At 73.4% G+C, this 20,588-nt stretch carries 17 protein-coding genes and 1 pseudogene; 10 read left to right on the top strand and 8 right to left on the bottom strand.

The window, feature by feature from the left end:
• Nucleotides 1–21: 21 nt before the first annotated feature.
• Both AB0A61_RS18720 and AB0A61_RS18715 read left to right on the top strand, forming a co-directional pair.
• Entirely contained in the window at nucleotides 22–1,452 is a 1,431-nt protein-coding gene (locus tag AB0A61_RS18720; RefSeq protein ID WP_361292963.1) for a carotenoid oxygenase family protein, read from the top strand.
• Between the two features lie 730 nt (nucleotides 1,453–2,182).
• A complete protein-coding gene (locus AB0A61_RS18715) occupies nucleotides 2,183–2,392 on the top strand; it encodes a hypothetical protein (protein ID WP_361292961.1) in 210 nt (69 codons plus the stop codon).
• 156 nt (nucleotides 2,393–2,548) lie between these two features.
• On the opposite strand, the gene AB0A61_RS18710 is transcribed toward AB0A61_RS18715, so the two are convergent.
• Nucleotides 2,549–3,766 carry a SpoIIE family protein phosphatase gene (locus AB0A61_RS18710; RefSeq protein ID WP_361292959.1) on the bottom strand — a complete coding sequence of 406 codons (1,218 nt, stop codon included), beginning with the start codon at nucleotides 3,764–3,766 and terminating at the stop codon, nucleotides 2,549–2,551.
• A 490-nt stretch (nucleotides 3,767–4,256) separates the two neighbouring features.
• Between AB0A61_RS18710 and AB0A61_RS18705 the strand changes: the two genes are divergently transcribed.
• A complete protein-coding gene (locus AB0A61_RS18705) occupies nucleotides 4,257–4,622 on the top strand; it encodes an STAS domain-containing protein (RefSeq protein WP_361293268.1) in 366 nt (121 codons plus the stop codon).
• A 39-nt stretch (nucleotides 4,623–4,661) separates the two neighbouring features.
• Here the strand turns inward: AB0A61_RS18705 and AB0A61_RS18700 are convergent, their stop codons facing one another.
• From AB0A61_RS18700 to AB0A61_RS18685, 4 genes and pseudogenes are all read right to left on the bottom strand, one after another.
• The gene (locus tag AB0A61_RS18700; RefSeq protein WP_361293266.1) at nucleotides 4,662–6,203 is read right to left on the bottom strand and encodes a N,N-dimethylformamidase beta subunit family domain-containing protein; all 1,542 of its coding nucleotides are present in this window, start codon (nucleotides 6,201–6,203) and stop codon (nucleotides 4,662–4,664) included.
• A 294-nt stretch (nucleotides 6,204–6,497) separates the two neighbouring features.
• A complete protein-coding gene (locus tag AB0A61_RS18695) occupies nucleotides 6,498–7,061 on the bottom strand; it encodes a hemerythrin domain-containing protein (RefSeq protein WP_361292957.1) in 564 nt (187 codons plus the stop codon).
• A 173-nt stretch (nucleotides 7,062–7,234) separates the two neighbouring features.
• Entirely contained in the window at nucleotides 7,235–7,969 is a 735-nt protein-coding gene (locus AB0A61_RS18690) for a DUF2071 domain-containing protein (RefSeq protein ID WP_361292956.1), read from the bottom strand.
• Nucleotides 7,970–8,025: 56 nt separating this feature from the next.
• Nucleotides 8,026–8,331, bottom strand: a pseudogene (locus tag AB0A61_RS18685) (hypothetical protein).
• Between the two features lie 357 nt (nucleotides 8,332–8,688).
• Here AB0A61_RS18685 and AB0A61_RS18680 point away from each other — a divergent pair.
• The 4 genes from AB0A61_RS18680 (at nucleotide 8,689) to AB0A61_RS18665 (ending at nucleotide 12,084) form a co-directional block, all read left to right on the top strand.
• A complete protein-coding gene (locus AB0A61_RS18680) occupies nucleotides 8,689–9,222 on the top strand; it encodes a DoxX family membrane protein (protein ID WP_361292955.1) in 534 nt (177 codons plus the stop codon).
• A 58-nt stretch (nucleotides 9,223–9,280) separates the two neighbouring features.
• On the top strand, nucleotides 9,281–9,778 hold the full coding sequence (locus AB0A61_RS18675; protein ID WP_361293264.1) for a hypothetical protein: 498 nt from the start codon (nucleotides 9,281–9,283) through the stop codon (nucleotides 9,776–9,778).
• An 84-nt stretch (nucleotides 9,779–9,862) separates the two neighbouring features.
• Nucleotides 9,863–10,330 carry a MarR family transcriptional regulator gene (locus AB0A61_RS18670; RefSeq protein WP_361292953.1) on the top strand — a complete coding sequence of 156 codons (468 nt, stop codon included), beginning with the start codon at nucleotides 9,863–9,865 and terminating at the stop codon, nucleotides 10,328–10,330.
• An 83-nt stretch (nucleotides 10,331–10,413) separates the two neighbouring features.
• Nucleotides 10,414–12,084: an MFS transporter gene (locus tag AB0A61_RS18665; protein ID WP_361293262.1), complete on the top strand. Its 1,671-nt coding sequence runs from the start codon at nucleotides 10,414–10,416 to the stop codon at nucleotides 12,082–12,084.
• Nucleotides 12,085–12,117: 33 nt separating this feature from the next.
• On the opposite strand, the gene AB0A61_RS18660 is transcribed toward AB0A61_RS18665, so the two are convergent.
• Nucleotides 12,118–12,291, bottom strand: a complete 174-nt coding sequence (locus AB0A61_RS18660) for a CsbD family protein (RefSeq protein WP_361292951.1) — start codon at nucleotides 12,289–12,291, stop codon at nucleotides 12,118–12,120.
• 145 nt (nucleotides 12,292–12,436) lie between these two features.
• On the opposite strand from AB0A61_RS18660, the gene AB0A61_RS18655 reads away from it, so the two are divergent.
• Nucleotides 12,437–14,050 carry a right-handed parallel beta-helix repeat-containing protein gene (locus AB0A61_RS18655; RefSeq protein WP_361292949.1) on the top strand — a complete coding sequence of 538 codons (1,614 nt, stop codon included), beginning with the start codon at nucleotides 12,437–12,439 and terminating at the stop codon, nucleotides 14,048–14,050.
• Between the two features lie 94 nt (nucleotides 14,051–14,144).
• Here AB0A61_RS18655 and AB0A61_RS18650 read toward each other — a convergent pair whose 3' ends face one another.
• Together AB0A61_RS18650 and AB0A61_RS18645 are read right to left on the bottom strand one after the other, a co-directional pair.
• Nucleotides 14,145–15,644 (bottom strand): MFS transporter, encoded by a 1,500-nt coding sequence (locus AB0A61_RS18650; RefSeq protein ID WP_361292947.1) that lies wholly within the window; start codon nucleotides 15,642–15,644, stop codon nucleotides 14,145–14,147.
• 200 nt (nucleotides 15,645–15,844) lie between these two features.
• Nucleotides 15,845–17,380 carry a CYTH and CHAD domain-containing protein gene (locus tag AB0A61_RS18645; RefSeq protein WP_361292945.1) on the bottom strand — a complete coding sequence of 512 codons (1,536 nt, stop codon included), beginning with the start codon at nucleotides 17,378–17,380 and terminating at the stop codon, nucleotides 15,845–15,847.
• A gap of 252 nt (nucleotides 17,381–17,632) precedes the next feature.
• On the opposite strand from AB0A61_RS18645, the gene AB0A61_RS18640 reads away from it, so the two are divergent.
• Nucleotides 17,633–18,925 carry a polysaccharide pyruvyl transferase family protein gene (locus AB0A61_RS18640; protein ID WP_361292943.1) on the top strand — a complete coding sequence of 431 codons (1,293 nt, stop codon included), beginning with the start codon at nucleotides 17,633–17,635 and terminating at the stop codon, nucleotides 18,923–18,925.
• The gene (locus AB0A61_RS18635) at nucleotides 18,925–20,415 is read left to right on the top strand and encodes an FAD-dependent oxidoreductase (RefSeq protein ID WP_361292942.1); all 1,491 of its coding nucleotides are present in this window, start codon (nucleotides 18,925–18,927) and stop codon (nucleotides 20,413–20,415) included. Before AB0A61_RS18640 ends, AB0A61_RS18635 begins: the two co-directional genes overlap by 1 nt.
• The last annotated feature ends 173 nt before the right edge of the window (nucleotides 20,416–20,588 follow it).

Here is a 20,588-nt window from a genome sequence, read left to right as displayed (position 1 = left end):
GGTGTCCTTTGGGAGGCAGCCATGACCGTTCCCGCCGCACGGTCCTTCGATCCCCTGCGGGTGGCCCATCTGTCGGGGCCGTTCACCCCGGTGACCGAGGAGGTGGACGAGGTCCGCCTGGAGGTCGACGGGCGCCTTCCGGACGACCTGGACGGGGTCTACCTGCGCAACGGCCCCAATCCGCGGTTCACACCGATCGGCTCGTACCTGTTCCCGGTCGACGGTGACGGCATGCTGCACCGCGTCTGGTTCGAGCAGGGAACGGCCCGCTACCGCAACCGATTCGTCCGCACCCCCGCCCTCCTCGCGGAGGAGAAAGCGGGCCGGGCGCTGTGGGGCGGCATCACGTCGATGATCACGCCGGGGCCGGACGAGGTGGGCCCCGAGCTGGCCCACACCTTCAAGAACCTGCCGGACATCAACGTAATCCGGCACGCCGGGCGGCTGATGGCGCTGGCCGAGTCGGACTGCCCGTTCCGCGTGACCGCCGAACTGGAGACGGTGGGCAAGGAGACCTTCGGCGGCGCACTGCCCGCGGGCATCACCGCCCACCCCAAGATCGACCCCGTCACCGGGGAGATGGCGGTGTTCTGCTACGCCCTCGAACCGCCGTACCTGACCTGGTCCCTGATCGCACCGGACGGCACCGTGCCCCGGGGTCCCACCCCCGTGGACGGGGTCGACGAGCCGATGATGATCCACGACATGGCGCTCACCGGCCGGTACGTGGTGCTGGTGCTCGGGCCGGTGTTCTTCGACCTCTCCGCGGCCCTCAGCGGCGGTTCACTGATCGACTGGCGGCCGGAGGCCGGCACGCGGGTGGCCCTGATCCCGCGGGACGGCTCACCGGTGCGGTGGGCCGAGGACGAGGCCTTCTGGCTCTGGCACACGGTCAACGCCCACGACACCGATCGCGACGGGTCCGTCGTCCTCGAATACGTGGAGTGGTCCCGCCTGTCGCTCGGCGGGGACACCGGGGGCGAGCGCAACCGCAGCCGCCTGATGCGGGCCGTGATCGATCCGGCCACCGGGCGCATGCGCCGCAGCGCCCTGGACGACGCCGGCATCGAGTTCCCGCGGATCGACGACCGGGCGATCGGGCGCCGGCACCGCCAGGTCGCGGTCGCCGCGGACAGCGGACGCACGCCGGGGCTGCTGCCGGGCGAGTACGACGCGCTGCGCTGGTACGACACCCGCGAGCCGGGGACACCGTCCAGGACCTGGCACGGCGGGGACCTGGCGGTCGGCGAGCCGTCCTTCGCGCCGCGCCCCGGCAGTGCCGACGACCGGCAGGGCTACTGGATGACCTTCGCGACCGACCGCAGGAACGGCAGCAGTTGTCTGCTGGTCTTCGCCGCCGAGGACCCGGCGCAGGGTCCGATCGCCCGAGTGCGCATTCCCGTACGTGTCCCGCTCGGCCTGCACGGCGCCTGGCTGCCCACCGAGGAGTGAGCGGCCGGCCGCCGCGCCAGGAAGCCACCGAGCCATGCAGCCGCCGCCCCACCGGGCCGCTTACCCGCCGAGCCGCTTGCCCGCCCAACTGCTTGTCGCATGAGCGGAAGACACCCGTTCGGGGGGCGCACTCACCTGATGCGGTGAGCAGCCGGGGCGGGGGCGTACGCGCGGCCCGTGAACGCCGTTGCTCCGGCATGGACAGTACTTCTCGGGTCGTGCCGCGTTCGCCCGGCCGCCGGCCCGCGGGCCCGTTCCACACGGAACCGGCCGGCGGGCCCTGGAACCAGCCCCCCGTCCACGCACGCGGGACGGCGGAGCAGCAGCCCCTGATGCCTGTGGCTCCGGAACGTTCCCGCGTCCAGAGGGCATCCCGCGCGGACGTCGCCGCGCCCGCGCCCTCTGCCCTCGCCCGGCCGGAGCCCGTCACACCTGGTGAGCCCTCCCGAGCCGACGGGACGGCCTGGAACCTCTGGTGCCCGGGTACCGAGACCGTCCCCGCGGTTCCCGTCCCGCGCGGCATCCCGGGCCTGTGACGCGGGCCGACGGAGGCCGGGGAGCGCCGGCCGCCGCCGCGGGTGTACGGGCCCCCGGCACCGACGGAGCGGCTCCGGCCGGCCGCCTCCCCGCTGGAGACGAACGGGCACCGCTTGCTCACAGCCCGGTGACGGCGGAATCACGATGGGTGCCGGGTGCGTTGCCGGGGCCGCTGCCCGTCGTTGAGCGCGGCATGGAAGCCTGGGAGGACGCCGACTGTCCCTGGTGCCGCTCGCTGCTCGGCCCCGGCAGGGCCCTCGCCGAGCCGGACACCGGGCGCCGAAACGATCGTTCCCGGCCCGTGGGCGCAGGCCTGCCGGCCTGGGTGGAGCGCGCACGCCTGGTCATAGTGCCCGTGGCGGCGCTCACCGTGGTCGCCGCGGTGATGATGGCGCTGTCCTGAGTTGCTGGGGCCGGACGACCGCGCCCGTCCCCGGCCGCCCCGGGGCGTGCGGGCACTCCGTACCCACGCCGTACCCGGGGTACCCGTCCGGGTAGGGGCCGCACCGGCCAGGGGTGAGCGCCCGTCCCGAACGGCCGCCGCCGCAACCGGCGTTCGTCAGGACCGGTGGCGCAGGCGGGCCGCGATCGCGGCGACGTCGTCGTCCGCCTGCTCGGCACCGAGGCGGCCCAGAATCTCGTCCAGCATCCGGGAGACCCCCTGGTCGGGCCGCACCCGCAACGCGGCCAGCCGGGCGAGCGAGGTGTCGATGTCCTCGTCGCGCCGCTCGACCAGGCCGTCGGTGAACAGGACCAGCGTGTCGCCGGTGTCGAGGGGCAGACTCGACAGCTCGTAGGCGCCGAGTCCGGTGCCGAGCGGGGGCCCGACCGGCAGCGAGATCACGTCGGCGGTGCCGTCGCGGTGGAAGATCGCCGGCGGCAGGTGTCCCGCGCTGGAGAAGGAGACCGTGCCGCGCGCCGGGTCCACCACGGCCAGCAGGCACGTCGCCGGGCGGCGGCCGCTCTCCTCCGACATCGCGTCGTCCACCCGGCGCAGGATGCGGTGGGGCGGCAGGTCGGTGGAGGCGACGTAACGCAGCATCGAGCGGTAGGCGTTCATGTCGACCGCCGCGTCCAGGCCGTGCCCCATGACGTCGCCGATGACCAGGAGCGTGCGGCCGAAGTGCAGCCGCACGGTCTCGGACCAGTCGCCGCCCACCAGCACACCGCTGCCGGCGGGCAGGTAGCGGGTCGCCAGGTCGAGGTTGGGGTGCGGGCGCCCCGGGTCGGACAGCAACGCCTGCTGCAGCGACCACACCCGCGCGCTGACCTCCCGGTGCTCCTGCGCGTGCCGCAGGTGCGTGGCGGCCAGGCGCGCCGCGTAGTGGACCGCCGCCGTCTCGTCGTCGGTGAACTGCCCGCCGGCCCGCAGGGCGAGGACGACTCCGTAGGCCCGGTTCCAGGCCACCAGGGGCACCGAGAGGGTGATCAGACTGGTGCCGTTGCCCCGGGTGAACGATCCGGTGATGGGACGGCCGGAGTCCAGGGCCCGGACCGAGACGTCCTCGCGTGGGATCTTCTCCAGGGTCTCCAGGAGGTCGGGGCGGCCGGCCGAGGCCACGGGATGCAGCGTGGGGGCGGCTGCCCGGCGCCCCTCGTGCGGGCCGTAGAGGTCCACGGTCGCGGAGTCGCAGACCTCGTCGACCAGGAATGCGGCCAGTTCGGCCGCGGTCCGGCGCGCGTCGAGGGTCGTGCCGATCGCGGCGACCGCCCGTTCAGCGATTGCGAAGCGGTCCGCGGCGTCCCCGCCGGGCCCGGACCCCTGCTCGCCAGCCACCACCGTCCCTTTCTGCCACCACCATCCCAGCACCGGTTGCCGTGATCGGCGAGTAGCGACCCGCTGACGCCGGGGCGGCACCGCGGACACGGGCCGGACCCTGCGCCGGGGCGACGACGAGCGGCCGCCCCGGCACGCCTCCGCCCGGCACCACCGCACGCCTCCGCCCGGCACCACCGCACGCCTCCGCCCGGCACCACCGCACGCCTCCGCCCGGCACCACCGCACGCCTCCGCCCGGCACCACCGCCGGCCGCGGTGAGCGTGCGGCGATGCGGGCTCGGGCGCGCCAGGACACGCCCCCTCGTTCCCTGGCCGGAAGATCCTTCTCCACGGGCCGCCTTCACATTCCCGCCCGCGTCCACCCGCGTACACCCCCGCCCCGGGCGTCCGTGCTCGGCAAGCGGCCCACGGGGGCTTCACAAACCCCTAACATCATGGCCATCGAGCCCAGCAGCCATGGCCAGATATTGACGAGAAGCGAGGAAAGAGTGGCGGAGACCGAGGGAGCGGCGGTGCCCGAGCGGCTGCTGATCACCCGTACCACGGCCGACGACGGCACCTGTGTCGTGACCCTGGCGGGCGAGGCCGACCTCGACGGCAGCGCACACCTGCGGCAGGCACTGCTGTCGTGTCTGGAGACCGCGCCGAACACGGTGATCGACTGCGGCGAGGTGACGTTCATGGACTCCAGCGGCATCAACGCCCTCATCACCGCGCATCAGGCCGCGCAGGCGAGCGGCGCCCGGCTGCGGCTCGCCGCACCGCAGGACGCCGTCCTGCGGGTGCTGCAACTCGTCGGCGTCGACACGCTCATCCCCTGCTACCCCACCCTCGAACAGGCCCTCACCGCCTGACGGCCACCGGCGAACTCGTCCTGGAGAGCCTGCGGCGGCTCATCCACCGGCCGTCCGGTACAGCTCGCCCGTGTTGGGGCGTGGCTCCGGACGGTGCCGGGCTACCGGGCCCTCGGCAAAGGCACACAGCAGGTTCTCCGTGGTGCGGGTGACGAAGTCCCGGGTGCGGGCGTCCATGCCGTGGTCGCGGCCCCGCTCCGCCGTGCCGGCCATCAGCGCCTCCACCCAGCGCATGGTGCCGGTGGCGAAGACACCCGCACCGCTGGGGACGGTGTAGCAGGCCGAGTCGCTGTGGCTGCGCCTGCCGTCGCACACCAGCGGCGAGTGCGCGGTGATCTCCAGTGGTTCGGGAAGGGTCGCGCCGGGGGTCACCCGGTCGTACTCCACCCCGACGAGGTGGTCGAAGCTCTCGCCGGGACGGACGCCGGTCCCCTCGTGGAGCCAGTGGTCCGCCGCGTGCACGACGTACGGCGCGTCCACCGGGTAGCCCTCGTACAGCACTCCGGTCAGCGACGACTCCGGATCGGCGGCCGGGTCCTGCCGGAAGTCGGTGGTGACCAACGCAGGGCGGGACGGGTAGCAGGGGTCGGTCCGGTAGGACGACTTGTAGCAGACGACCGTACGCGGCGCGCCCGCCCCGCCGTCCTCCAGACGGACCCGCCGGAAGCAGGCGTTCGCGCCGAGGAAGGCGATGTTGGTGCCGGCGTCGCGGGCCTCGGCGACGTGGCGGCGCTGTTCGGGTGTCCAGTACTCGTCGTGCCCGAGGGAGACGGCGGAGGCGGCGCCGCGCAGCACACCGGGGTCGTGGTGCACGTCGGCTCCGGTGGTGTACGCCAGCGGTATGCCGAGGCGTTCGGCCAGCACCACGGCCGCCCACTCGTACACCAGGAACTTCTCGGCGCCGTTCCCGTCGTAGGGCCGGTCGAAGCTGACGGCCAGGGAGCGGTCCCCGTACGCGCCGGAGGCTCCGGCGTAGAGGCTGTAGCCGCCCCAGCGGTTGTACGCCTGCCAGGTGGCGGGGGCGTGCATGAGGACGGTCCGGCCCGTCCCGTGCGTCGAGCGCACGATCAGTGGGACGTACCGCTGGTGGCCGTTGTCGGCGTCGAGGCGTATGAGGTAGGCGCCCTCGGGCCAGCCGTCCGTGGAGACGGTGAGCGTACGCGGCCAGTCGGCGCGGACGGTCCTGGTGGCGGACCCGGGCCGGGCGGCCGGCCGGGCGCGCCCCCGGACCGGTCCGGAGCGCCACACGAGCCGCGCGAGCGTCCCGCCGTACCAGCCGACGCGGAAGGCGGAGACCCGGAAGGACGACGCCGTGGTCGACACGTGCAGGCCGCACTCCTCCCCCGGCGTCACGCTCACCCGGTCGGCGTAGCCGGTGACCGCCTCCGGCGGCCCCGCGGAGCCGATCCGCCAGTCACGGGTCCCCGGCCGGTCCCGCTCGGCCTCGGCCCGGTGGCCGTCGGCGGGGCGGGGCGTCGGCCGGCTCCCGGCCGGGTGCTCGCAGGCGGCCGCGGTGCCCGCGCCCGCCCCGGCGCACAGGCCGAGGAATCGCCTGCGCGCCACCCGGGGGGCTTCCCCCATCGCGGTCTGCCGCTGTGGCTCGTGTGGGCTCACGTCGCCTCCTCGGGTGGCCTCCGCCCTCGTACGGGCTTCGGGCGCACCCTCGACGACGGTAGCGGCGGCGGTCACCGGCCGCACTACGACCGCTCACCTACCGTGAGCACCGACCGTGAGCACCTACCGTGAGCACCGACCGTGAGCACCGACCGTGAGCAACTCAAAGGCGGCAGACGACGTTCGGACCGGCGGGACCGTGCGACGACCACGGTCCGGCGAGCCGGGGGACGCGACGGCGCTACGAGTCCGAGCCGGGCCTCAGTGGGTCTTGCCGCGGCCGGACACGGCGTCGCGGATCCGGTCGACCAGTCCGGCGCCCGGCGCCAGCAGCTTGTTCGCCGGCGGGGTGTCCGGAGCGGCCGGGTGCGGCCGGGTCGGTGCCACCTTCTTCGCCCTGCGCACCTTCTCGCCGAGGTCTTCCAGAGCGTCGGCGCCGGCGGCCTGCCGCAGCTGCGGGAAGAGGTTCTGTTCCTCGTCCGTGACGTGCTCGCGGATCTCCCGCATCAGCCGGCCGATGAGCTGGTCGAACCGCGCTTCGCCGGCACTGCAGTCCTCCAGTTCCTTCATCGTCCGCTCGGCCTCGGAGTGGTCCTCGATCTCCCGGTCGGCGATCGAGTCCCCGTCCGGCAGATGGTGCCGCACCGCCGGGTACAGGTACATCTCCTCGGCCACGGAGTGGCGGACGAGCTCGATGGTGGCCTGCTCGGCCAGGTCCTTGCGCCGCTTGTCCCCCGTCGGAAGAGCCTCGATCTGCGCGAAGATCTCCTCCACCTCGCGGTGGTCGGTGGTCAGTTCCTGGATGACGTCTCCGCCGTGTCCCATGGCCGGGCTCCTTGCTCCTCGATGATGGTGGTCCTACCGGTGGACCGCTCGCCGGGTTCCCGCAGCGACCCCCGGCACACCGCCGAACGCCGCGGTACCGGGAAGAAGACCCCTCCGGTTGCCCGGTGCAGGGCTTCCCGTGCAGTCACCGGCGTTGGCGCCGGCCGGAACTCTCATCCCCCGCGGCGGCGGAAGGTTCCCCGGCCGGCGGCCGCGACGGGGCGCGGGAAGGCGATGCGCACCGCGTGGACGCCGGGCGAGTAGTGCACGACGGCGGGGTCCGGGGGCGGGGGCAGTCCGACGGCCGCGGTCAGTGTCTGTTCCAGGCCGGTGACCCCGGCGCTGCGCAGTGACCACGGCTCGTGCTGGACACGGATCTGCCACAGCGTCGGACCGGCCCGGGTGAACGCCCGCCAGCGGGAGGTCAGCCACACGTCCAGCGGGCCGGGCGCGACCGGCGCGCCCGGCCGCACCGCGAGCCGGTACGCGGGCTGGCCGCCGCGGCGTGCGCCCGCGTACCGCACGGTGTCCCCCTCGGCCCGCACCGCCAGGGAGGCCAGGTGGTACGGCGCCCCGAACGTGCGCGCCCCCAGCAGTACGGGCGCGGTGACCTCCAGGGACAGGAACCACAGGCCGTCACGGCCGTCCGGGAGGCGGACGTAGGTGCGCAGGTTGGTCTCCGGGAACGACCACCGGGTGGGCGGCAGACCACCGGGCCGGACGGCCGCCATGACGAAGGGGGTGAAGCCCACCCAGGCCGCGCCCTCGTACGTGTCGACCTCGACACCCGGTGGCACGAGGCGCTGCACGACCTCGGGCTCGTAGGCCCAGTGGACGAAGGTCTGCCGCAGCCAGCGTGTGCTGAGCATCGGCAGTCCGACCCGGTGCTCGGCGTCCCTCGACACCACGGCCGACCTCCGTCGCCTCGGGTCCGTTCGGCCCCGCACCGCGTCCGGGAACGCGCTCAGGGCCGTGGGTGGACGCGCCGCCAGTTCCGCCGGGCCTCGGGGTCACACCGTCCCGCGACGGAGGCGCAGCGGGGTCAGACCCGGCGCACGGCGTCGGCCGCGCCGCCCGACTCCGGCAGGACGTCGGTCCAGCCCACGCCCGCGAACCGGCGCAACTGGGACCCGTGCAGGGACAGGCCGCACACCGTCTGGTTCGTGCCCTGTTCCCAGGCGTGCACCTCCCCGCCGGGCAGCCCGCGGCCGTCGTCCTCGTCCCACCAGCGGCCGGAGGCCGCCACCGCGTAGCGCCGTGTTCTTGCCACGGGTCCCGGGTGCCCCGCCCGGCCGCCGACATGCCCTGAGCGCGGCCCGCGGACGGGACGGGCCCCGGACTCCGGACGGGACGGCCGGCCGGATTCAGATCGTGATCTTCCGCGTTGTCCCGGACCGAGTCGATGTGCACGCCGTAGAAGTCGCCGACCAGAAGTCGGCGACCCGCCGGGCGACGTCGCGCGGGTCGCCCCGCGCCGTGGACACGGGCGCCGCGCGCGTGACAGCACCGGCTCCCTGTGCCGTGCCGGTCCCGGCCGGCGCCGGGGTGCCTTGCCCGGTCCCGATTGCATTGGCCCCGCCCGGGAACCCGGTGATCGCCGCACACACCCCACACATCTGGAGAGGCCATGAGTCTGCTGCGCGTGGTCGGCCGTCCCCTGCTCGCCTCCATGTTCGTCGCCGGCGGCATGAATTCCGTCCGCCGCCCCCAGGACGTCGTCCCGCTGGCCGAGCCCGTCGTACGACCGATCACGCAGCGCGTGGCGGCTCTGCCGGACCGCACCGAACAGGTCGTACGGCTGAGCGGCGGCGTGCAGGTCGTGGCGGGGACCCTCCTGGGCCTGGGACGACTGCCCCGGCTGTCCGCGCTGGCCCTGGCCGCCACGCTCGTGCCGACCACCCTGGCCGGCCACCGTTTCTGGGAGGCGGAGGAATCGTCCGACCGTACTCAGCAGCGCATCCACTTCCTCAAGAACCTCTCCATGCTCGGTGGACTGCTGATCACCGCGGACGACACCGGGGGCGCGCCGTCGTTGCTGTGGCGCGGGCGGCACACGGCACGGGATCTGCAGCGCGAGGCGCGTCTGGTGCGCCGCTCGGTCCGAGCGACCGCGCGACCGGCCGCCGCGGCGGGCGGGATCAAGGCCAAGCTGTCCGCCTGACGGAAGACAAGGACACCCGATGAACACTCATGCACGCTCCGGAACCCTGTTGCCGGGAATGACCGCGCAGGCCGGTCACGACCTGCTCGGGATCTATCTCAACGACCATCTGGCGGGCGCCACCGCGGGCACGGAACGGGCCCACCACCTCGCCACGGCCTGCCGGGGATCCAAGGTCGGCCAGACGATGGCCCCCGTCGCCGCCGAGATCGCCGAGGACCGCAGGGCCCTGGTGGGGATCATGCACCGGCTCGACGTCCCGATCCGGCGCTACAAGGTGTACGCCGGCCGGCTCGGCGAACGCGCGGGGCGGCTGAAGAGCAACGGCAGCCTGGTGCGGCGGTCTCCACTGAGCACCGTCCTCGAGCTGGAGCTGCTCCACATCGGCGTGGAGGGCAAGGCCTGCGCCTGGCAGATACTGCGCCAGCGCGCCGACCACGATGACCGCCTCGATGCGCACCAACTCGACCACCTGCTGGAACGGGCCCGAGGACAGCTGCGCACGATCGAGGACCTGCGCATGGCTCAGGCCGCGGAGACCTTCCGCGAGCGCTGAGCGGTGACACAGGCCGCGCCGGGCCAGGAAATCACCGAGCACCCGACTTAACAGTCCAGGCTGATAAACCTATTGTTAGTACCTGTGGACGTCGAAGACGTAGTGCCCGGCGAGGGGTCCGGCTCTCCGGAGGACGCGGCGCGGCTCGCCGCCGCGCTGCGCCTCGCTGTCGCCCGCATGACGCGGCGGCTGCGCCAGGCGCACGCGGTGGGTGACGTATCGCTCTCGGGTATGTCGGTGCTGGCCCGGCTGGCCGCCGACGGTCCGGACTCACCGGGGTCGCTCGCCGAGCTGGAACGGGTCAGGCCGCAGGCGATGGCCGCCACGCTCGCCGGGCTCGAACAGCGCCGGCTGGTCCTGCGCACCCCGCACGCGGCCGACGGACGGCGTGCCGTCGTGACGATCACCGACGACGGGCGGGACATGCTGGCGGCACGGCGCTCGGAGTCGGTGAGCCGCCTCGCCGACGTCCTCGACGAGTTCACCCCGCGGGATCGGCGTACGCTCGCCGCGGCGCTCCCCCTCCTCGACCGGCTGGCGGAACGGCTGTGAGGCCGCGTACCCCCGCCGCCGCGGGCCCCGGATACAAATGGGTCGCTCTGTCGAACACCACGCTCGGCGTCCTGATCGCCACCATGGACGCCTCCATCGTGATCATCTCGCTGCCCGCCATCTTCCGCGGCATCGGCCTCGACCCGCTCGCGCCCGGCAACATCGGCTACCTGCTGTGGATGATCCTCGGCTATCTGCTGGTCTCGGCCGTGCTCGTCGTGGTCCTCGGCCGGCTCGGGGACATGTTCGGCCGCGTACGGATCTACAACCTGGGGTTCCTGGTCTTCGCCGGCGCGTCGGTCGCCCTGTCCCTCGACCCGTTCCGGGCCGGCGCCGGTGCCCTGTGGCTGATTCTGTGGCGGATGGTGCAGGCCTTCGGCGGCGCCATGCTGACCGCCAACTCGGCCGCCATCCTCACCGACGCCTTCCCCGCCCGCCAGCGCGGGATGGCCCTCGGTGTCAACCAGATCACCGCGCTGGCCGGTCAGTTCCTCGGTCTGCTCGCGGGCGGTCTGCTCGCGGCCGTCGACTGGCGCGCCGTGTTCTGGGTGAGTGTCCCGGTCAGCGTGACCGGGACGATCTGGTCCTGGCTGAGCCTGCGCGAGACGCGGACGGGACGGCGTGGCCGCGTCGACTGGCTGGGCAACGTCACCTTCGCGACCGGGGCCGGACTCCTGCTGGCCGCGATCACCTACGGCATCCAGCCCTACGGGCGAGACGCCACCGGCTGGGGCAATCCGTGGGTGCTCGCCGGTCTGGCCGCCGGCCTCTTGCTGCTGCTGGTGTTCTGCGTCGTCGAGACGCGGGTGGCCGAGCCGATGTTCCGGCTGGGGCTGTTCCGGGTGCGGGCGTTCGCCGCGGGCAACGTGGCCGCCCTGCTGACCGCGATCGCCCGCGGCGGACTGCAGTTCATGCTCATCATCTGGCTGCAGGGCATCTGGCTGCCCCTGCGCGGCTACGACTTCGCGGACACTCCGCTGTGGGCCGGGATCTTCATGCTCCCACTGACGGTGGGGTTCCTGCTCGCCGGTCCCGCTTCCGGCTATCTGTCCGACCGTTTCGGCGCGCGCCTGTTCGCCACGACCGGTCTGCTCCTGGTGGCGGCCTCCTTCCTGGGCCTGCTCACCCTGCCCGTCGCCTTCGACTACGGGCCGTTCGCGGCGCTGCTGCTGCTCAACGGGTTCGGCCAGGGCATGTTCTCGGCGCCCAACACGTCGTCGATCATGGGCAGCGTGCCGCCGGAGTACCGGGGCGTGGCGTCGGGGATGCGCTCCACCTTCCAGAACTCGGGCACCGCCCTGTCCATCGGCGTGTTCTTCTCGCTGATGGTCTCGGGGCTCGCCTCCTCGTTGCCGTCGGCACTGGCCGACGGGCTGCGGGCCCACGGCGTCCCGGCCGGCACGGCCGAGCAGGCCGCCTCGCTGCCGCCGGTCAGCACGTTGTTCGCCACCTTCCTCGGCAACAACCCCGTCGAGCACCTGCTCGGCGCCGACGGCACGCTCGCGCATCCGACGGCCGCGCAGCGCCACCTCCTGACCGGGCACACGTTCTTCCCGCAGCTCGTCTCCGGGCCCTTCCACGACGGCCTCACCGTCGTGTTCGGCGTCGCGGCCGGGATGGCCCTGGTGTCCGCGGTCGCCTCGGCGCTGCGCGGCCGCCGCCGGGTCACCGGCGAACCGGCACTCCCCGAGCGCCCTGTCGGGGCCGGACGGCCGTCAGCGGGATCCCCGCTCGACGAACGGGGATCCCGCTGAGGAAATTCTGCTGCTCTTTTCGCCAGGGCGCGTTCAGGGCTTGAAGGTGTCCTTCGCCTTCTCCTTCGCCTGGCGGGCGTCGCCCTTGGACTTCTCGGCCTGCCCTTCGGCGGTCATCTTCTCGTTGCCCACCGCGCGGCCGACGGTCTCTTTGGCCTTGCCCTTGATCTGTTCCTTCTTGGCCTTGCCCTTTTGGTCACCAGCCACTGTCACTCACTCCAAGTCGCGATTGACTTCGGTGTCCCCTGCCGGGTGACCGGGTTCACGGCGGGCAAACCTCGCTCCACGGCCACCCTTGCCGAGGACCGCTCCTGGGTACCCGGCGGCGAGGGGCACGGAAAGGAGCGTCCCCATGGCCCTGCCGTCGACCGTCGACGCCCGCGAGCACGGCCTGGCCGGTGACGGCGTCACCAACGACCAGCCGGCGTTCCAGCGGCTGGTGGACGCCATGGGTGCGGCCCGTGCGGCGGACGGGCGCCCGCGGATCGTGCACATGCCCGCAGGGCGGTACCTGATGCGCGACCGGGCGACGCTGTGGCGCAGCGGTGTCTCCCTGATCGGTGCCGGACGGGGCGCCACCTGCTTCGTGCTGGACAACCCCGGCGCCCGGACGACGCCCGTACCGCTGGCGTGGTTCACCGCCGCCCAGCACCGGGCGGGCCGGGACAACCATCTCGCGGACCTCACCTTCGCCCACTTCGAGATCGACGGTTCCGGAGTGACGACCGAGGAGTACGACCCACTGGCCAAGGGGCTCGGCCTGCAGTACGTGTGGCGCGGGCTCTTCACCGACCTGTACATCCACGACACCGCGGCCACCGGCTTCGGCTGCGACTTCCTGCAGGACACGGTCGTCGACGGCGTGCTGGCCGAGCGGTGCGGCCGGCAGGACAACGGTGAGGAGATGGGAGGCGCGGGCATCGGGATCGGGATCGGCGGCTGGGGCATGGCCGAACGTCTGACGGTGACGGCCTGCACCGCGATCGGCAACGGCACCAACGGCATCTTCGTGGAGTTGCAGCGGGACAACTGGCCGCCGCCGCGCGGCATTCGGATCACCGCCTGCCACGCCGAGGACAACCGCTTCGGCATCTCCGACTGGGGCGCCGACGGCCTGCTGGTCACCTCCTCGACCATGGTCGGCAACCACGAGGCCGGGTTCGACGTGTCGTCGCAGGGCACCGCGAGCGTCGGCGGACGGGGCGGCATCGTCACCGGCTGTGTGATCGACGGCAATGTCCGGGACGGAATCGCGCTGGGCAACACGCCCGGTCCCTACGCGTTGCGGGGCAACCGCATCAGCAACAACGGCCGGTACGGCTACTGGGAGCACAATCTCGCAGGCGGGGACCAGGAGCCGGCCGCGGACATCGTGCTGGAGTCCAACGACATCCGCGACAACGCCCTGGACGGCGTCCGCATCGACGCCGCCGTGCGGGACAGCGCGGTTCTGGGCAACCGGATCCGCAACAACGGCCGCCGGACCGCCGGGGCGGCGGAAGGAGGCGGCGAAGGGGTACGCGTCGCCCGGCTGTCCCTGACCGACGAGGGGGCCGACTGGCCTCCCGACGGGCATCGCGGGAAACAGGTACGCGTGGGAGCGCAGACGGCGCTGGTCACCTTCAACACCGCGACCGAACTCTCCCTGGCGCCCCTGCGGCCCGGCGCGGACACCGCGTGGGCGGACGGTGTTCCCGCGGCGGGCACCGCCTACCGGCTGCCCGCCGCTGCGGACGTACGGGCCGGACTCGCCGTCGCCGCCGCCGTGACGCGGCCGCAGATGCACGGCAACCGGATCGGGGACGACCAGCGGCCCAAGACGCAGACCCACGGCCTGCGGATCACCCCGGACGGCAGTTGGACGGGCGGGCAGGCGGCCGACAACGACCTGGGCGGGAACGCCGCCGCGGCCACGCTGTTCGAGACCCGGCCCGTCGGGGGCCGGTGGCGTGACAATGACGCATGACGCATGACGCATGATGAATGACGACCGGCGACCGGCGAACGCGGACACGGGCTGAGGCTGCGGGCCGCGGGGGGCAGGGGGCGAACGGCCGGGATCAGCGCCGGCCGACGCGCGTGCGGCGGCGCACCTCCGGCGCGCGTCCGCGAGGACCGGTGCGCCGATCGCGCCGCCAGTCGAGGACCGCGATCAGCAGGGCACTCAGCATGGCCACGACGCCGAAGGCGACCGCGACGGACACGGCCGTGCGGTACTGACCGTGCGTCGCCCCGAGCACCAGGTAGAACAGCCCCGGCAGCGCCGCCGTGCCCACCGCGGCGCCGAGCCGCTGCCCCGTCTGCAGGGCGCCGCCCGCGGCCCCCGCCATGCGCACGGGCACGTCCCGGAGCGTCATCGTGAAGTTCGGCGAGACGACGCAGCCGCTGCCCACGCCCCCGGCGAACAGGGCGGGCGCGACGAGCCAGGCCACCGTGTCCGGCGGGGCGGACCGCAGGATCAGCGCCGTGACGCCCATGCCCAGCACAACCGTGACGAGCCCGAAGACGGTCAGCAACCGCCCCAGCCGTTCCACCAGCCGCCCCGCCACCACCGCGGCCGCGGCCGAACCGATCGCGAACGGCGTCACGGCGAGACCGGACTGCAGCGGCGTGTACCCGAGCCCGTTCTGGAAGAACAGGGCGAACACGAGCCACACTCCGCTGAAGCCCACGAAGTACAGGGCGGCCAGTGCGGCGCCGGGAGCGTAACCGCGCGTCCTGGTGACCAACCGGGGATTCAGCAGCGGCTGTCCCTCGCGCTCCGCGACGCGCCGCTCCCAGCGTGCAAAGGCGGCCAGCAGTGCCAGACCGACGGCGAAGAACCACCACAGGCTCCCCAGCCCGCCGGACTCGGCGAACACCAGCGGCAGCATCAGGGACAGCACCCCGGCCCCCAGCAGTGCCACCCCGGGCAGGTCGAGCCGTTCCCGGCGGCCGGGCGCCGTCCTCGGCAGCAGCCGTGTGCCGAGCAGGAACGCGAGCACACCGACCGGCACGTTGACGTAGAAGATCCAACGCCAGCCCTCCGAGCCGTGCGCCAGCGCCAGGATGAGGCCGCCGGTGACCGGGCCGACCGCACTGGAGATACCGACCGTGGCGCCGAACAGCCCGAAGGCGCGGCCCCGTTCGGCCCCGTGGAACATCTGCTGGATCAGCGCCGAGTTCTGGGGCGCGAGGCAGCCCGCGGCGACGCCCTGCGCCAGCCGGGCGACGACGAGCAGCGTGATGGTCGGTGCGGCGCCCGCCGATGCGCTGCAGACCACGAAGGCGGCCAGGGCGCCCAGGAAGATGCGGCGTCTGCCGATCGCGTCACCGAGCCGGCCGGCCGGCACCAGGACGAGGGCGAAGGCCAGCGCGTAGCCGGAGACGATCCACTGCACGGACGCCGGTGAGGCGTGCAGGTTCCGCTGCACGGAGGGCAGGGCCACGGCCACGATCGTCACGTCGAGCAGGCTCATGAACCCGGTCACCAGGGTGACCCACAGTGCCTTCCACCGCCTCGGGTCGGGTGCGTCCGCCCGGTCCCCGGCGGACGCACCCGACCGTGCGTCGAGTTCCATCAAGGCTCCTCCCGCTTCCCGCCGTCGCTCGGACCGGCCGCGGACGCCCCCAAGCACCAGGGTGCCGCGTCTCACGGCAGAACCTCGAACGGCGCCTCACCGGGGCACCCGGCAGCCCCGTCCACCCCGCAACCGCCGGGGCACCCGGCGAGTTCGTCCCTCCCGCACCCGCCGCAGCGCCCCCGATCGGGCGGGGGCGGTCAGTGACGCACTGCCCTGAGCAGCCGGGAATCACCGGCGCGCTGCCACGCCGCCGGTAGCTGCCGCTCCCGTTCGCGCGCCGCGGCCCTCTCCTGGCCGTGCAGCAGGCCCCAGGTGAAGCCCGGCTCGCCCGCCGCGTGCGCTGCGACCGCCAGGGCGCGCAGCGCGTCCTGGGCGACGACGGCGTCGTGATGGTCACCGCTCACCCTCTGCACGGCCTTGACGCGTTTGCCGAGGCGCCGCGCGGACTTGCCCAGAGCCGCGCGGGCCGCCTCGGCGGCGTAGCGGACCCGCTTCGCGGCCTTGCGGGCTTCATGGATCGCGGCGTCGCGCTCGGGCCCGGGCGGCATGCCCAGCGCGCGGTCCATGCGCCGCCGCAGCCGGTCGTGCTCCTTCAGGAGTGCCTTGCTCATCACCTTCCTGGGCCTGCGGGAGGCCTTCGCCCGCAGCGGCGGGTCCTCGACCAGCCGGTTCAGTGCGTCCAGCAGGGCCAGGTACCGCGGCGAGGCCAGCGCGTCGAGGGTGCGTCGACGGGCCTCGGCCCGGTGCGCCACGTCCCATGCCTGCAGCCGCGCGGTCACGGGGCCGAGGACGAGTTCGCCGGGCAGTTCCCGCACTCCCTTGGTCAGCCGCTCCTGCAGCACCTCGTGGTCGCGCTCGGCGCCCAGCTCGCCGCCGAGCCACTTCAGTTCCGCGCGGAGGGGATCGGTGACCTCCCGGTCCAGAACGGAGCGGTAGGAGCGCAGACAGCCGCGCAGGCGGCGCAGCGTGGTGCGCATCCTGTGCACCGCGTCGGGCCTGCCGCGTCGTACCGCCGGGTCCAGCTCGGTCAGGGCGCGCACCAGCCGGCTCAGGTGAGCCGTCAGGTGGTCGCCGGCCGAGCGCGGCGCGCGTTGGGCGCGGACGTCCGGGGCGTGGTCCGTGAAGGGGGTCGCCTCCGCCAGGGCGCGGGCCATTTTGGACGGGCTGTGCGCCCGATCGACGCCGTTCTCGCGCAGCATCTCGTCGATGTCGTCCAGGAGTGCGGGATCGGCGCCCTCGGCGAGTTCGACCTCCAGCTCCGTCCACTGGGCGTGGTTGCTGTCGTCGAGCAGGGAGTCGGCTTGCACCGTGTCCAGGCTCAGCTCGGCCAGGAGGCCGCCCTCGGGGTCGAGGAGGTGACGCAGCGAGCGGGTGGAGCGGATCCGCACCACCGGCCGCAAAGTCGCCCCACGAGTCCGGGACAGGGTCAGGTCCCGCAGCTCGTCCGGCATCGCGTCGGACGGCGGGGCCTGGATCTCCTCCCGGCTGTCTCCGGGCAGGGGCAGTTTGAGGTGCCAGCCCGCGTCCGTACCACCCGTCCTGCGCCGCAGGGTCGCGGCGGAGCGGGTCAGACGCAGGTCGTCGGTGTCGTAATAGACGGCGTCCAGGTCCTGGACTCCCCGGTCGGCGACGGACGCGACCGGGTCCACCCCGGTCAGGTCCGGCAACCAGGAGGTGTCGTCGGCCGCAGGCGCCGCGTACTTGCGTTCTGTCTCTCGTATCGACTGGGCCATACAGTGCCCGTTGACGCGATCGGAGGGATCAAACCCGTACGGGCCGCGGTTCCCGGGAATCCGGCCCCCGTCCGGACAGGCAGCGGCTGCCGGACGGCGGCGGAGGTGTTTTCCTCGTGAGGTGAAGGCAACTCGGCCCCGAGTACGCGACAGCGTGCGGCGCCCCGGGCGCCCGTGCCGCCGCAGCGCACCCCACAGCTCCCCAGAACTGTCTTGGCAGCCACGCCCTGCTCCACGGAACGGGAGTTCCGGATGACCACCTCACCGCATCGCTCGCCCCGCTCGCGAGGACTGCGCATCGGCCTGCTGGGCTCGTACGGCGGCTTCAACATCGGCGACGAAGCCATCCTGCAGTGCGTCCTGAGCTGCCTGCGGACCCATCGGCCACGGGCCCGTCTGGTCGTCCTCAGCCGCGGCGCGGAGCACACGCGTGCGCACCAGCCGATGGCGGACGAGGTGGTGGAATGGGAGGGCGTACCGCAGAAACAGGTCATCGACGTCCTGTCCGGCCTGGATCTGCTCGTGCTCGGCGGCGGGGGCATCCTCTACGACGGCGAGGCGCGCCGGTACCTGAAACTGGTGGGCGCGGCCCAGGCCCGGGGCGTCCGTACGTTCGCCTACGCCATCGGTGCGGGCCCGCTGCACGAGCCCGACGACCGGGCCGCCGTGCGCAGCGTGTTGTCCGCCATGGACGAGGTGGTGGTGCGCGACGAGGAGTCCCGGCTGGTCCTGGAGGAGGTCGGGCTCGAACGCGACCTCGTCGTGACCGCGGACCCGGCGCTGCTGCTGCCGCCGGAGCCCTTCACCGCGGACATGATGCGGCAGGAGGGCGTGCCGGCCGACGCCCGGCTGGTGGGCATGTCGGTCCGGGAGCCGGGCCGGGCGGCGGAGAAACTCGACGAGGGCGACTACCACGCGCTGCTCGCGGATGTCGCGGACTTCCTGGTGCGCCGGCTGGACTCTCATGTGGTGTTCATGCCGATGGAACGCCACGACGTCCGTCACGCCCACGCCGTCCTGTCCCGGATGTCCGCGCCGGACCGGGGCCGGATCCTGCACAGCGCCTACACGCCCGGCCAGGTGCTGGGCCTGATGAGCCACCTGGACCTGGTGGTCGGCATGCGCCTGCACTTCCTCATCTTCGCGGCCGTCTCCGGCCTGCCCGTACTGCCCCTGCCGTACGCCGGGAAGGTCTTCGACTTCGCGCGCCGACTGGGTGCTCCGGCGCTGGTGGGCGTGGCCCGTGAGCAGGTCGGGCTGCTGCTGGCCGAGGTGGACCGGTTGTGGGACGAGTTCCCGCAGCGCCGGGTCGACCTCAACACCCGGGTCCGCACCCTGCGGGAACTCGCCGCGGAGACCTGCGCACGGTGCGGGGCCCTGCTCGACGAGATGGACGGTACGGGCCACGGGTCCGACCAGGCCGAGACCGGCGACGCGGCCGGGATCCGCGACGCGGCCCTCTCCGCGTCACCCGGCCTGCACCTGCTGAATCAGGAGGCCGAGGACACGGCGGTGCACAGCCACAGCGCGGGACGGGAGGCGTGATGCCGATACTGCAACGCCCGCAGGAGCCGCGCACCGTCACGCTCCCCGCCCGCCCGGCACGGCACGGCGGCCGCACGGACGTCCTGGTGGTGGGGGGCGGCCCCGCGGGAACGGCGGCCGCGTACGCCGCGGCCGACGCCGGTGCCGAGGTCGTCCTGGTGGAGCGGTACGCCTTTCTCGGGGGCAACGCGACCGTGGCGCTGGTGATGCCCCTGATGTCGTTCCACAACGAGCACAAACAGGCCGTGTTCGGCACGGACGGCAAGGGGGACCGGCTGCTGCCCACCGACCACGGCGAGGGCGAGCCCGTGGTCGCCGGCTTCCTGTGGCGCCTGCTGGATCGGCTCAAGGCGCGCGGGGGCGTCATCCCGCCGTCCCTCGCGACGGGCTACACGGTCCCGTTCGACCCGGAGATCTTCAAGCTCGTTCTGCTGGACCTGCTGGACGAGGCAGGCGTGAACCTGCTGTTCCACTCGTTCGCCTCGACCGCGCTGCCCCTCGACGACGGCTGGCGGGTGGTCTTCGAGACCAAGTCCGGTCCGGTGGTGATCGACGCGGGCGTCGTCGTGGACGGCACCGGCGACGGCGACGTGGCCGCCGCCTGCGGGGCTCCGTTCGAGGTGGGCCGGCCGGAGGACGGCCGGGTGCAGCCCATGACGCTGATGTTCCGGGTGGCCGACTTCGACCGGGCGCGGTTCGGCGAGTACGTCCGGGCGCATCCCGACCAGTGGCGCGGCGTGCACGGGCTGTGGGACCTGGTACGGGAGGCCACCGAGTCGGGTGAGCTGCAGCTGCCGCGGGAGGACATCCTGTTCTTCGGCACCCCGCACCCGCGCGAGGTCGCCGTCAACAGCACCCGGATCACCGGCGCGCTGGGCATCGACGTGTGGGACCTCAGCCGCGCCGAGTGGACGGCCCGTCACCAGCTGGAGCAGATCGACCGCTTCCTGCGCTCCCGCGTCCCCGGGTTCGAGGAGGCGTACACGGTGCAGAGCGGCACCCAGATCGGGGTGCGGGAGACCCGCCGCGTCATGGGCGACTACCGTCTGACCGGCATCGACATCCTGGACGCCCGCACCTTCCCGGACGTCGTCGCGCACGGCGCCTACCCCATCGACATCCACAACCCGGAGGGCAGCGGTACCGTCATCAAGCGCGTCCCGCGCGGCCGTTTCTACGACATCCCGCTGCGCTGTCTGCTGCCCCTGGAGACCGACCGTCTGCTCGTCGCCGGTCGCTGCATCTCCGGTTCGCACGTGGCGCACTCGTCCTATCGCGTCATGCCCATCGCGATGGCCACCGGCCAGGCGGCGGGCGTCTGCGCCGCGCTGGCGACCCGCCTGGGGCGCGTTCCCCGGGAGATTCCGTACGGCCTCGTACAGCAGGAGCTGCTGCGTCAGGGCGCCCGCCTGCGAGTGGGGGCCGAAGACAGCACGCCGGGGCCGGTGGATCTCGCCGGGCGCGCCGGCGGACCGGAGAGCGCTTCCTGACCGGGCCGGGCGGTGCCCCAGGGGCGCGCCCGTCGTCCGAGGGCACGAGCGGTGGCCCCGGCCACGGGCAGGAATGTCTCCGTCGATCGCGGGAACACGGACGCTGCACGACACAGGTGGGCCGGACGTCGTCGTCCTGGGGAGGTGGGCGGCGTCCGGCCCCGGTTCGTCGG

Source organism: Streptomyces sp. NPDC046197 (assembly GCF_040646295.1).
Classification (GTDB): Bacteria; Actinomycetota; Actinomycetes; order Streptomycetales; family Streptomycetaceae; genus Streptomyces.
This window is presented reverse-complemented; position numbering and strand designations above follow the sequence as displayed.

Excerpts from the sequence above, each read along its gene's own strand:
- AB0A61_RS18720 (WP_361292963.1), top strand. The coding sequence starts at position 22 with ATGACCGTTCCCGCCGCACGGTCCTTCGATCCCCTGCGGGTGGCCCAT.
- AB0A61_RS18715 (WP_361292961.1), top strand. The coding sequence starts at position 2,183 with ATGGAAGCCTGGGAGGACGCCGACTGTCCCTGGTGCCGCTCGCTGCTC.
- AB0A61_RS18700 (WP_361293266.1), bottom strand. The coding sequence starts at position 6,203 with ATGGGGGAAGCCCCCCGGGTGGCGCGCAGGCGATTCCTCGGCCTGTGC.
- AB0A61_RS18695 (WP_361292957.1), bottom strand. The coding sequence starts at position 7,061 with ATGGGACACGGCGGAGACGTCATCCAGGAACTGACCACCGACCACCGC.
- AB0A61_RS18680 (WP_361292955.1), top strand. The coding sequence starts at position 8,689 with ATGAGTCTGCTGCGCGTGGTCGGCCGTCCCCTGCTCGCCTCCATGTTC.
- AB0A61_RS18675 (WP_361293264.1), top strand. The coding sequence starts at position 9,281 with ATGACCGCGCAGGCCGGTCACGACCTGCTCGGGATCTATCTCAACGAC.
- AB0A61_RS18665 (WP_361293262.1), top strand. The coding sequence starts at position 10,414 with ATGGACGCCTCCATCGTGATCATCTCGCTGCCCGCCATCTTCCGCGGC.
- AB0A61_RS18655 (WP_361292949.1), top strand. The coding sequence starts at position 12,437 with ATGGCCCTGCCGTCGACCGTCGACGCCCGCGAGCACGGCCTGGCCGGT.
- AB0A61_RS18650 (WP_361292947.1), bottom strand. The coding sequence starts at position 15,644 with ATGGAACTCGACGCACGGTCGGGTGCGTCCGCCGGGGACCGGGCGGAC.
- AB0A61_RS18645 (WP_361292945.1), bottom strand. The coding sequence starts at position 17,380 with ATGGCCCAGTCGATACGAGAGACAGAACGCAAGTACGCGGCGCCTGCG.
- AB0A61_RS18640 (WP_361292943.1), top strand. The coding sequence starts at position 17,633 with ATGACCACCTCACCGCATCGCTCGCCCCGCTCGCGAGGACTGCGCATC.
- AB0A61_RS18635 (WP_361292942.1), top strand. The coding sequence starts at position 18,925 with ATGCCGATACTGCAACGCCCGCAGGAGCCGCGCACCGTCACGCTCCCC.